Origin of the sequence: Komagataeibacter sp. FNDCF1 (assembly GCF_021295335.1) — a bacterium.
Taxonomy (GTDB): domain Bacteria; phylum Pseudomonadota; class Alphaproteobacteria; order Acetobacterales; family Acetobacteraceae; genus Komagataeibacter.
In genome coordinates, this window is the sequence record NZ_JAIWOT010000001.1 from 65,001 (window position 1) to 77,771 (window position 12,771).

At 53.8% G+C, this 12,771-nt stretch carries 6 protein-coding genes, 1 tRNA gene, 2 rRNA genes and 1 pseudogene; all 10 read left to right on the forward strand.

Features of this window, described 5'->3' with window-relative positions; all coding sequences use genetic code 11:
* The first annotated feature begins 315 nt into the window (after positions 1 to 315).
* Positions 316 to 3,056, forward strand: a 23S ribosomal RNA gene (locus LDL32_RS00315).
* Between the two features lie 110 nt (positions 3,057 to 3,166).
* Positions 3,167 to 3,282, forward strand: a 5S ribosomal RNA gene (gene rrf, locus LDL32_RS00320).
* Positions 3,283 to 3,303: 21 nt separating this feature from the next.
* Positions 3,304 to 3,380 (forward strand) — tRNA-Met (locus tag LDL32_RS00325).
* A gap of 248 nt (positions 3,381 to 3,628) precedes the next feature.
* Positions 3,629 to 4,999, forward strand: coding sequence for a hypothetical protein (locus tag LDL32_RS00330; RefSeq protein WP_233063267.1), 1,371 nt, complete (start codon positions 3,629 to 3,631; stop codon positions 4,997 to 4,999).
* Between the two features lie 179 nt (positions 5,000 to 5,178).
* Entirely contained in the window at positions 5,179 to 5,355 is a 177-nt protein-coding gene (locus LDL32_RS00335) for a helix-turn-helix domain-containing protein (protein ID WP_233063269.1), read from the forward strand.
* The gene (locus LDL32_RS00340; RefSeq protein WP_233063271.1) at positions 5,352 to 6,899 is read left to right on the forward strand and encodes a type I restriction-modification system subunit M; all 1,548 of its coding nucleotides are present in this window, start codon (positions 5,352 to 5,354) and stop codon (positions 6,897 to 6,899) included. Before LDL32_RS00335 ends, LDL32_RS00340 begins: the two co-directional genes overlap by 4 nt.
* Positions 6,896 to 8,119 (forward strand): restriction endonuclease subunit S, encoded by a 1,224-nt coding sequence (locus LDL32_RS00345; protein WP_233063287.1) that lies wholly within the window; start codon positions 6,896 to 6,898, stop codon positions 8,117 to 8,119. The genes LDL32_RS00340 and LDL32_RS00345 overlap by 4 nt, the downstream gene beginning before the upstream one ends.
* The gene (locus LDL32_RS00350) at positions 8,120 to 9,235 is read left to right on the forward strand and encodes a hypothetical protein (protein WP_233063304.1); all 1,116 of its coding nucleotides are present in this window, start codon (positions 8,120 to 8,122) and stop codon (positions 9,233 to 9,235) included.
* Positions 9,228 to 12,329, forward strand: coding sequence for a type I restriction endonuclease subunit R (locus tag LDL32_RS00355; RefSeq protein ID WP_233063306.1), 3,102 nt, complete (start codon positions 9,228 to 9,230; stop codon positions 12,327 to 12,329). Before LDL32_RS00350 ends, LDL32_RS00355 begins: the two co-directional genes overlap by 8 nt.
* A 211-nt stretch (positions 12,330 to 12,540) precedes the next feature.
* Positions 12,541 to 12,732: pseudogene (locus LDL32_RS00360) on the forward strand (IS5/IS1182 family transposase); the annotation flags it as partial.
* Between the last annotated feature and the right edge of the window lie 39 nt (positions 12,733 to 12,771).

Genomic DNA, 12,771 nt, shown 5'->3' on the forward strand with positions numbered 1-12,771 from the left:
GAGATCGGACGGATACCTTGTGGAACCGCGTTGGCGGTGCACGGGGTGTTGCGGTCTGGTAAGTTTGCTCTTTGATAAGTGAATAGGTTGGTGCGTTTGTGGACGTGCCTCTGTCGCGGGTTGGTCTGACCCGTGGATGGTCCGAGCAGTCGGAGTATCCATGCTAAGTGACGGAGGCGTTGGCGTTCATAAGCGATAAGTTAAGTGTTGATTGTGTGAATGCACTGCACTTTCTCTGTGCGGGTGTCACTTGCTCGGTCTGCCGGTCATTATCTGACCGGTGGTTTGAGTGGATGGCTCCTGTGCATGTGTGGGCAATGAGCGCGATAAGGGCATTCGGTGGATGCCTTGGCACCAGGAGGCGATGAAAGACGTGGCACGCTGCGAAAAGCCATGGGGAGCCGCGAGCAGGCTTTGATCCGTGGATATCTGAATGGGGCAACCCACCCAGCGATGGGTATCATGTTCTGAATACATAGGGACATGAGGCGAACCCGGGGAACTGAAACATCTAAGTACCCGGAGGAAAAGACATCAATTGAGATTCTGCTAGTAGTGGCGAGCGAACGCGGAACAGGCCCGTGATGATTGTGGAAGAAGCAGAACGGAATGGAAAGTCCGGCCAGAGCGGGTGATAGCCCCGTATGCGTAGTGTCCACAGTGATCCTTGAGTAGGGCGGGACACGTGAAATCCTGTCTGAACATGGGGGGACCACCCTCCAAGCCTAAATACTCCCTGGTGACCGATAGCGAACAAGTACCGTGAGGGAAAGGTGAAAAGCACCCCGACGAGGGGAGTGAAAGAGACCTGAAACCGAATGCCTACAAGCAGTCGGAGCCTCTTATGGGGTGACGGCGTACCTTTTGTATAATGGGTCAGCGAGTTTCTGTTTGCAGCAAGCTTAAGCCGTTAGGTGTAGGCGCAGCGAAAGCGAGTCTGAACAGGGCGACGAGTTGCTGGCAGAAGACCCGAAACCGAGTGATCTAGCCATGGCCAGGCTGAAGGTGCGGTAACACGCACTGGAGGGCCGAACCCACGCCTGTTGAAAAAGTCGGGGATGAGCTGTGGCTAGGGGTGAAAGGCCAATCAAACTCGGAAATAGCTGGTTCTCCGCGAAATCTATTGAGGTAGACCGTCGAGTATTACCCCGGGGGGTAGAGCACTGGATGGGCTAGGGGGGCCCAAAGCCTTACCAAACCTAACCAAACTCCGAATACCCGGAAGTATGAGCTCGGCAGACAGACAGTGGGTGCTAAGGTCCATTGTCGAGAGGGAAACAGCCCAGACCACCAGCTAAGGCCCCCAAATCGTGGCTAAGTGGGAAAGGATGTGGGGATTCCAAAACAACCAGGAGGTTGGCTTAGAAGCAGCCATCCTTTAAAGAAAGCGTAATAGCTCACTGGTCTAATAGAAACCCTGCGCCGAAAATGTAACGGGGCTCAAGCCACGTGCCGAAGCTGTGGGTGCATACTATGTATGCGCGGTAGCGGAGCGTTCCGTAGGTCTGTGAAGGAGACGGGGTGACCCTCTCTGGAGATATCGGAAGTGCGAATGCTGACATGAGTAGCGACAAACAGTGCGAGAAACACTGTCGCCGAAAGTCCAAGGGTTCCTGCGCAAGGTTAATCCGCGCAGGGTGAGCCGGCCCCTAAGGCGAGGGCGAAAGCCGTAGTCGATGGAAACCGGGCAAATATTCCCGGGCCTGCCAGAAGTGACGAATACAATATGTTGTCGGGTCTTATCGGATTGATCCGGCTTTTGGCGTATTCCAGGAAATAGCTCTGGCATATAGACCGTACCCGAAACCGACACAGGTGGACTGGTAGAGAATACCAAGGCGCTTGAGAGAACGATGCTGAAGGAACTAGGCAAATTACTTGCGTAACTTCGGGATAAGCAAGACCCGTCAGTGGGCAACCATCGGCGGGTGGCACAGACCAGGGGGTAGCGACTGTTTAGTAAAAACACAGGGCTGTGCGAAGTCGAGAGACGACGTATACGGCCTGACGCCTGCCCGGTGCCGGAAGGTTAAGAGGAGGTGTGCAAGCACTGAATTGAAGCCCCGGTAAACGGCGGCCGTAACTATAACGGTCCTAAGGTAGCGAAATTCCTTGTCGGGTAAGTTCCGACCTGCACGAATGGCGTAACGACTTCCCCGCTGTCTCCAGCATCGGCTCAGCGAAATTGAATTCCCCGTGAAGATGCGGGGTACCCGCGGTCAGACGGAAAGACCCTATGAACCTTTACTGCAGCTTTGCAGTGGCATCAGAGACATTCTGTGTAGGATAGGTGGGAGGCTTTGAAACCGGGGCGCCAGTTCCGGTGGAGCCATCCTTGAAATACCACCCTGACTGTTTCTGATGTCTAACCGAGGCCTGTTAGCCAGGTCCGGGACCCTGCATGGTGGGCAGTTTGACTGGGGCGGTCGCCTCCCAAAGTGTAACGGAGGCGCGCGATGGTGGGCTCAGGCCGGTCGGAAACCGGCTGTCGAGTGCAATGGCATAAGCCCGCCTGACTGTGAGAGTGACAGCTCGATCAGAGACGAAAGTCGGCCATAGTGATCCGGTGGTCCCGCGTGGAAGGGCCATCGCTCAACGGATAAAAGGTACTCTAGGGATAACAGGCTGATCTCCCCCAAGAGTCCACATCGACGGGGAGGTTTGGCACCTCGATGTCGGCTCATCACATCCTGGGGCTGGAGCAGGTCCCAAGGGTTCGGCTGTTCGCCGATTAAAGTGGTACGTGAGCTGGGTTTAGAACGTCGTGAGACAGTTCGGTCCCTATCTGCCGTGGGTGTTGGAGACTTGAGAGGATTTGTCCCTAGTACGAGAGGACCGGGATGAACATACCTCTGGTGCACCGGTTGTCGCGCCAGCGGCACAGCCGGGTAGCTAAGTGTGGACGGGATAACCGCTGAAAGCATCTAAGCGGGAAACCCACCTCAAAACAAGGTCTCCCCAAGGGCCGTGATAGACCATCACGTCAATAGGCCAGGTGTGGAAGCGCAGTAATGCGTGCAGCTAACTGGTCCTAATCGCCCAATAGGCTCATTCCATAGCCCCCTTGAAAGGGCAACACACATGCACAGCAGTCATCCACTCTCAACACATGACAAAAAACACCAACCCATCCACATCCCCTCCCCATACCGGGGAGACTGGATGACCTGGTGGCAATGGCGGGGAATGATCCACCCGATCCCATCCCGAACTCGGCCGTGAAATGCCCCAGCGCCCATGATACTGTGCCTCAAGGCACGGGAAAGTCGGTCGCCGCCAGGTCTTCCAGTCTCCCCAAACAAACGCGGGGTGGAGCAGCCCGGTAGCTCGTCAGGCTCATAACCTGAAGGCCGCAGGTTCAAATCCTGCCCCCGCAACCAAGCTTAATACACTGAATATGATACAAAAATGCCGCCCCCAGAGGCGGCTTTTTTGCGTCCAGATTTCCACCGCAGGAAACACATAGGAAACAGACGGAAAGGTACCGGAGCGCATTTTTGTCAACTTTCACAAATGCGTGATTTGAGAGCGGGGCACCCGGTCGCCTGTTTCGGGGTATCATTCTAGGCTTGTCGAGTCAGGACAGTCTGCCCTTCTGCTGTCCGTATCAGGAGATGCACGAGCAGCCATGGCCGCAGACGAACTCACGGGACTGATCCATTATCTCGGTCAGGAGGACTGGCAGGAGTGTTTTGGCGAAGTGCTCGGCGATCACATCGGTCCGGCGCTGGAAGCGGGCGACATCTCCTTCGAGGAACTGGCGGAGATGATCGGCCCTGACGTTGCCATGACGCTGTGGGGCTGCGCTTTCGAAGATTTTCTCGGGCAGGACCGGGACGATGGCCGGAACTTCGTCGACGTTTACCTCAAACGGCGGGGCTGGAAGGAAGGGCCGCGCAACAGCGCCTACATGCGTGCCCTCAAGGCTTCGGTCATGAGCCTGTATGAAGTCTCGGATATCAAACCCGGCCAGAGCCTGATGGCGCGTGACCTGCTGCGGGGTGGGGAACCCGTTCTGGTGCATGAAGGCACGGCTACCCGGACGCTGGAACAGTGGGACCGGATTGCAGCGCGTCTCGTACCGTCCGATGGAAAGACCATTCTGGCAGGCGGGCTGCTCGCCTATTCACGGGGTGCCTGCGAAGATCTGGCTGCGAACCTTTATAGGGCTCTGCGGAAAAGACGGGGCAAGGCCGAGTTTCCGAAAGTCGATACGCAGACGCTGCATGAACTTGCGCCGATGTTCACGCTGACCTGGCTGTTTCGGACACTGGAGGACACAGCCCGGCAGATGGAGGGGCCAGCGCTGTTCAATGGGGACGGAGAGGATCTGGTCTTCCACGAAGTATGTTTCCCGCTGGCAAAGGGCGTGACACAGAAGATAGTGGCGGACGTGCTTGACGGGATCATGGCCCTGCGACCGGAAAACCGGTCATTCTGGAACTGGCTGAAAGAGCCGATGAGCAATCCCGTGGGCAAGGCTGGACGAGATGAAAACGGGCGGTTCCTGCGCACGGAGATGGATGATGGTGCGATCGTGCTGGGCACGCTGGATCTTAAGGGGCGGCAGTTGAGGCTGCAGGTGAACTCGAAAGAGCGTGCCGAACGTGGCCGTGCCATGCTGCAGGCTGGTCTGGGAGATCTCGTGCGCGCTCCGCTCACGCAGATCATGACGCCGGCGCAGGCGATGGAAGACCGGGGGACGCATGGACGTGAGGTCTCGCCAGAACTGCAGATCCCGCCCGAGGAGGAAGCCCGGATTATCGGGCAGATGCTGGAGCGGCACTATCGGCAGGTGCTTGATGAGCCTGTTCCGGCTCTGGGGGATATGACGCCACGTCAGGCCGTCCAGACAGCCTCAGGGCGTAAAAAGGTGGCCATCTGGTTGAAGGATATCGAAAACACTACGGTCCACGCCCAAGGGAGTGGCGGTGCCATGGCTGCCTACGATTTTGGGTGGATGTGGCGCGAACTCGGAATCATCAGGCTCAGGAAATAGTCCGCTTACGCCTCATGTCGGACATACAGCTGTCCAGATCGTTTTCTGCATAAAGCCAGCGTGATCTCATCAGAACTCTGAAATTGCTTGGAATTCCCGCCTTGAAGGAAACCACAAATTTCCATAGAAATCCCCAAAAAGGTGATCTTGGGAAAGTGCTTCGTATGGCAGCTGACATCATGAGCATTGATGAAGTCGCCCACTATCTCAGTATCAACAGGAAAACCGCTTGGCACTTTGCGGTCGACAGCAAACTGTCAGGCTTCCGCGGTGGTGACACCGAGCGGTTTTGGCGCATGGATATTGAGGACTGGATCAAGCGTGAAGCCAGTCCGAAGAAGGACAAAAAGAGATGACCGGCCAAGCACAACGCGCAGCGCTACAACGGAAAATCTGGGACATCGCGAACGATGTGCGCGGCTCAGTCGATGGCTGGGACTTCAAGCAATATGTCCTCGGCACGCTCTTTTACCGCTTTATCAGCGAGAATTTCGCTGCGTATATCGAGGGGGGTGAAGAGGGCATCGATTATGCGGCTCTATCCGATGACGTCATCACTGATGACATTAAGGACGATGCCATCAAGACCAAGGGCTATTTCATCTACCCCAGCCAGCTGTTCACCAATGTGGCAGACGACGCCAACACGAATGACAGCCTGAACACCGATCTGGCGCAGATTTTTGCGGCTATTGAATCCTCGGCCAATGGCTATCCGTCTGAGCCGGATATCAGGGGCCTGTTCGCCGATTTCGACACGACCAGCGCGCGCCTCGGCAATACCGTCACGGAAAAGAATAGCCGATTAGCCAAGGTGCTTAAGCGCGTTGCGGAACTGGATTTCGGAGACTTCGACAACAGCCAGATTGACCTGTTCGGTGATGCCTATGAATTCCTGATCTCTAACTATGCCGCCAATGCGGGCAAGTCTGGCGGGGAGTTTTTCACTCCGCAACATGTCTCAAAGCTCATCGCGCAGCTTGCCATGCACGGGCAGGAAAAGGTCAACAAGATTTACGACCCGGCCTGCGGCTCCGGCTCACTGCTGCTGCAAGCCAAAAAGCAGTTCGATGAACACATCATTGAAGAGGGTTTCTTCGGGCAGGAGATCAATCACACGACCTATAACCTCGCCCGCATGAACATGTTCCTGCACAACATTAATTATGACAAGTTCAATATACAGCGTGGCGATACGCTCACCCAGCCGCATTTCCAGGACGAAAAGCCCTTTGATGCCATCGTTTCCAACCCGCCCTATTCGGTGAAGTGGATCGGCTCGGACGATCCGACTCTGATCAACGATGACCGCTTTGCTCCGGCGGGAGTGCTGGCGCCCAAATCAAAGGCCGATTTCGCCTTTGTACTCCATGCGCTCAGCTATCTCTCGGCCAAGGGTCGCGCGGCGATCATATGCTTCCCGGGGATCTTCTATCGCGACGGCGCAGAGAAGAAGATCCGTCAATATCTGGTCGATAACAACTATGTCGAGACGGTCATCGCGCTCGCCTCCAACCTTTTCTACGGAACGACCATCGCGGTAACGATCCTGATCCTCGCCAAGAACAAGACCGACACGGCCATCCAATTCATCGACGCCAGCGGGGAAGAATTCTTTAAGAAGGCCACCAACACCAATCTTATGACGGACAAACACATCGCGCGGGTGATGGAGATTTTTGATCGCAAGGAAGACGTCGATCATGTCGCCGCCTCTGTGCCGTATGAGACCATCGTGGAGCGCAACTATAACCTCTCGGTCAGCTCCTATGTCGAGCCGTGCGACACGCGCGAAGTGATCGACATCAATGTCCTCAATGACAAAATTAGCACGACAGTTGAGCGGATCAATTGGCTTCGTGCCGATATTGACGCCATCATTGCGGAGATCGAGGCATGAGCGCGGCGGGGTTTCTGGAGAAGCTTCTGGATGGGGCTGAGGTAGTGTGGGTGCCTTTGGGAGATGAAAGCTTTTTCGAGATCGCCAATACCGCACGCAGGCCGGTCAAAGCCTCTTTGCGCGCAGCTGGAGAAATCCCCTACTACGGCGCGAACAACATTCAGGACTACGTCGACGGCCATACGCACAACGGCGAATACGTCCTTATCGCTGAAGATGGTTCAGCAAGTCTCGAAAATTACTCGATCCAATATGTTCAGGGGAAATTCTGGGCCAACAACCATGTTCACGTTGTGAGGGGAGCCGACGGAGTCGATACGCGGTTTCTATTCCACTATTTGACGACGGCCAACTTCCTCCCGTTCCTATCGAGCAAAGGACGGGCAAAGCTGACAAAGGGAAATTTGATTCAAATCACGGTCCCTATCCCATGCCCTGATGATCCGGAGAAGTCGCTGTCGATACAGGGGGAAATTGTCCGGATACTCGACAGCTTCACTGAGCTTACCACTGAACTTACTACTGAGCTTACCGCCGAGCTTACCCAGCGCAAAAAGCAATACAACCATTACCGCGAACAACTTCTGACTTTCGATGACGGTGAGGTGAAGTATTTGCCAATGGGTGATGAGCGAGTGGGAAAATTCATTCGCGGCGGCGGACTGCAAAAGAAGGATTTCATCAGTTCAGGCGTCGGCTGCATTCACTATGGTCAGATTTATACGCACTATGGAACTCATACCGGCAGAACCAAAAGCTATGTTTCGGAAAACTTTGCTCGCAAAGCTCGCATGGCGAAACCTGGAAATCTGGTAATCGCAACCACAAGTGAAAATGATGACGATGTTTGCAAGGCTGTCGCTTGGTTAGGTGATCAAGACATCGCAGTTAGTAGCGACGCTTGCTTTTATGCACACAAATTGAACCCTAAATTTGTTTCGTACTTCTTCCAAACCGAACAGTTTCAATTACAGAAAAGGCCTTATATTACTGGTACAAAAGTCAGACGCGTGAACGCCGATAACCTTGCCAAAATACTGATTCCCATACCCTCTTTGGGGGAACAAGCCCGTATCGCTGCCATCCTCGACAAGTTCGACACGCTAACCACCTCCCTGACCGAGGGCCTGTCCCGCGAAATCGAGTTGCGCGAAAAACAATATGCTTATTATCGCGATCAGCTGCTGAGTTTTCCCAAGCCTGACGCAGGGGCAGCGTAAATGGGACAGACGCTGCCCGAGATCGCGGAGAAGCTGCGAGACGCCTCCAAAAAGGTGCAACTGATCTATGCGTTCAACGCCTCCGGCAAGACGCGCCTTTCACGTGAATTCAGGGAGCTGATCGACCCGAAGACCGAGGCGCGGGATGACGAGCATCGCCCCAAGGTGCTCTACTACAACGCCTTCACCGAAGATCTGTTCTACTGGGACAACGATCTTGAGGGGGACATTGAGCGCAAGCTCAAAATTCAGCCGAACGCCTATACAAAATCCGCCTTTGAAGATTTAGGCCTTGATGGCAATGTCATCGCAACATTCCAGCGCTACACGCAGCCAAATCTGACACCACGATTCAGTACGGACTTTTCGGAGGTCACTTTCTCCCTTGAGCGCGGCACCGATACGAGTACCGGCAATCTGAAGATCTCCAAGGGCGAGGAAAGCAACTTCATCTGGAGCGTCTTCTACTGCCTGCTGGATCAGGTCATCAGCACCCGTAACGTCCCTGACGTCGATGAGCGCGAGACGGATCAGTTTAATGATCTCGAATATGTCTTCATTGACGACCCGGTTAGCTCGCTTGATGACAACCACCTCATTCAGCTTGCAGTTGATATCGTGGACCTGATCAAGAGAAGCGACACGGTGAACGGTCTAAAGTTCATCATCACAACGCACAGCCCGCTTTTTTTCAACGTGCTGTTCAACGAGCTAAATAGCAAAACGTGTTACATGCTGAATCGGTTTGAGGATGGAACGTTCGAGCTGACAGAGAAGAGTGGCGATTCAAACCAATGCTTTTCTTATCACCTGTACCTTAAGAAGACGTTGGAGGAGGCAATCGCGACGGACAAGATCGAGCGCTATCACTTCACCCTGCTGCGCAATCTCTATGAAAAGACATCGAACTTTCTGGGCTATCCGCGATGGTCAGACCTGCTGCCGGGCGAACAGCGCCTTTACCTGAAGCGCATTATTCAGTTTACAAGCCATAGCACGCTCTCCAGCGAGGCTATCCCCGACCCCTCGCCGGAGGAAAAGCGGACGGTGAAGCTCCTGCTGGATCATCTGCGCAACAATTACAGCTATTGGCAGGGGGAGGCCCCAAATGCCTGAGCAGACGACGTCGATCGCCGAGACTAATCGCTTTATCGTTCTCGATAAATATGTGCGCGCCTGGGAGGTGGCTGACAGCTATCAGTCTGAGGCCGACTTGGAGCGCGAGTTTGTTCAGGACCTGCACGATCAAGGCTATGAGTATCTGCCTGACCTTAAATCAACCAGCGCCATGCTAGCGAATATTCGCGTTCAGCTGCAAACTCTCAACGATGTTCAATTTACAGATAAGGAATGGGTGCGCTTCGTTGAGACCTACCTGGATCGACCCAGCGACACTGCCACGGACAAGACCCGCAAGATCCACGACGACTACATCTTTGACTTCGTCTTCGATGATGGTCGTATCCAAAATATCTATCTGGTTGATAAGGCCAATGTCTGCCGCAACAAGGTTCAGGTCATCAAGCAGTTCGAGCAAACAGGCACTCATGCGAACCGCTATGATGTGACCATTCTGGTGAACGGACTGCCGCTGGTGCAAGTCGAGCTGAAAAAGCGCGGCGTCGCCATTCGGGAAGCGTTCAACCAGATCCACCGTTACAGCAAAGAAAGCTTCAACTCGGACAATTCGCTCTTTAAGTACCTTCAGATCTTCGTAATCTCGAACGGTACGGATACGCGCTATTTTGCCAACACGACCAAGCGCGACAAGAACAGCTTTGACTTCACGATGAACTGGGCGCAGGCTGATAACAGCTTGATCCGGGACCTGAAGGATTTTACGGCGACCTTCTTTGAGAAGCGCACGTTGTTGAACGTGTTGTTGAACTATTCCGTTTTCGATGTTAGCGACACGCTGCTGGTGATGCGCCCCTATCAGATCGCGGCGACTGAACGAATCTTACGAAAGATCAAAAGCTCGTTCGAAGGCAAGACGCTTAGTAAGCCGGAAAGTGGCGGATATATCTGGCACACTACAGGCTCAGGCAAAACGCTGACCAGCTTCAAGGCGGCCCGCCTTGCCACGCAGCTCGACTTCATCGACAAGGTCTTTTTCGTGGTCGACCGCAAGGACCTCGATTTCCAAACGATGAAGGAATATCAGCGCTTTTCGCCGGACAGCGTCAATGGATCGGACAGTACAGCCGGGTTGAAGCGAAACCTCTCCAAGGACGATAACAAGATTATCGTCACGACCATCCAGAAGCTCAACAATCTGATGAAGAGCGCAGGGGACCTGCCGGTCTATACCCAGCGCGTCGTCTTCATTTTCGACGAGTGCCATCGCAGCCAGTTTGGTGAGGCACAGAAGAACCTCAAGCGGAAGTTCAAACAGTTCTGCCAGTTCGGCTTCACCGGCACGCCGATCTTTTCGGAAAATGCTTCGGGTGCGGAGACGACGGCCAGCATATTCGGAAGCGAACTTCATTCCTATGTGATCACCGACGCGATCCGCGACCAAAAGGTGCTAAAGTTCAAAGTCGACTACAACGATGTGCGCCCGCAGTTCAAAGCGATTGAAACCGAACAGGACGAAAAGAAGCTGACCGCCGCTGAAAACCAGCAAGCTCTTCAGCACCCAGCACGAATCTCTGAAATTTCTCAGTACATTCTCGATAACTTCCGCCGCAAGACGCATCGTCTTTATGGAGACAATAAGGGCTTCAATGCCATGTTCGCGGTGAGCAGTGTTGATGCAGCTAAGCTCTATTATGAAAAGCTGAATGCGCTTCAGGACGGTAGCGACAAGCCGTTGAAGATCGCGACCATCTTTTCATTTGCCGACAACGAAGAACAGGATGCGATTGGCGACATTCCTGACGAGAGTTTTGAGGTTTCAGCGCTGAATAGCAGCGCCAAGGAATTCCTGAACGCTGCGATCACGGACTACAACGCCTATTTCCGAACGAATTTCAGCGCAGATAGTAAGGGCTTCCAGAATTATTACCGGGATCTGGCGAAACGGGTGAAGTCCAAGGAAGTTGACCTGCTCATTGTGGTTGGCATGTTCCTGACCGGCTTCGACGCGCAAACCCTGAACACGCTGTTCGTCGACAAGAATTTGCGTTTTCACGGTCTTATACAAGCCTACTCCCGTACCAACCGCATTTATGATGCGACCAAGTCCTTCGGCAACATCGTTACCTTCCGCGACTTGGAAGAGGCGACCGTCAAGGCAATCACACTCTTTGGCAACGCCAATACCAAGAATGTTGTTCTGGAGAAAAGCTACTCAGAATACATGGAAGGTTTTACGGACCAGACGACAGGCGAGGCAAGGCGAGGCTTTATCGATGTCGTCCGTGAGTTGAAAGAGCGTTTCCCGGATCCCACTGCCATCGAAAAGGAAGCGGACAAAAAGGCCTTTGCAAAGCTGTTCGGCGAGTATCTCCGTATTGAGAATATCCTTCAGAATTATGATGAGTTCTCCAACCTAAAAGAACTTCAGGAGATCGACGAGAGTGACGTGGAAGCGATGGGCGCGTTCAAGGAGCGGTGTCATTTAAGTGATGATGACGTTGACGAGCTCAAAAGCATCGAAATGCCCACTGATCGAAAGGTCCAGGATTACCGTTCGACCTACAATGATATTCGGGATTGGCTTCGCCGTGAAAAGGCTAGCGCCGAGCAGGGTGAGTCAACGATCGACTGGGAGGATGTCGTCTTTGAGGTCGACCTCTTGAAGTCCCAGGAAATAAATCTGGATTACATCCTTGAGCTAATCTTCGAGCACAACAAAAAAACGAAGAGCAAGTCAGAGCTCGTTAGCGAAGTTCGTCGTGTCATTCGTGCCAGTATTGGCAACCGCGCGAAAGAAAGCCTCATTGTGGATTTCATCAATCAGACAAACCTAGACGAACTGAGGGACAAGGCAGGGGTAATTGAGGCTTTTTTTGCCTTCGCACAAGCCGAACGATGCCGGGAAGCGAAAGAATTGATAACCGATGAAAAATTGAACGCGGAGGCCGCCAAGCGCTATATTGCAACGTCGATCAAGCGTGAATATGCGAGCGAAAATGGCACAGAGTTGAACTCGATCCTTCCAAAAATGAGCCCGCTCAATCCAAAATACCTGACCAAAAAAAGAGATGTGTTCCAGCGCATCTCTGCGTTCGTTGAAAAGTTTAAGGGTGTGGGCGGAAAAATTTAGGCATGTTCACGACTTTAGATGACTGTACCTATTAAGCGCAGTCAACAGTCCACCGCACATAACCCTCGAAAACAATCTAGGAATCCGGCCGCTTCCGGATCGGGAGAATGCTTTCGCAAGGGCACGAACTATACGCCGGAGTAATCGGCTGGCGCTAGCAGCCTGTCGGGTTGGGGTACCCTGTGAAGGGGTAAGGCTGTAGAGTGTCGCGATGAGCCGCTTCATCCCGTTTGACCGATCCCAGCCGTATCTTCTGCCGCCTGATCTGACGTCGTGGCTTCCGGCTGACGATATGGCGCATTTCATTGTCGCAGCTGTTGAGCGGGTTCCGATGAGTGCGTTCTGCGTGCCAGTGCGCACGGGAGGCAAGGCGCAGTATCATCCGCGCCTGATGCTGGCCCTTCGTAAGCACCCGGCGACTGCCGCCTTGCTGAATATTTCT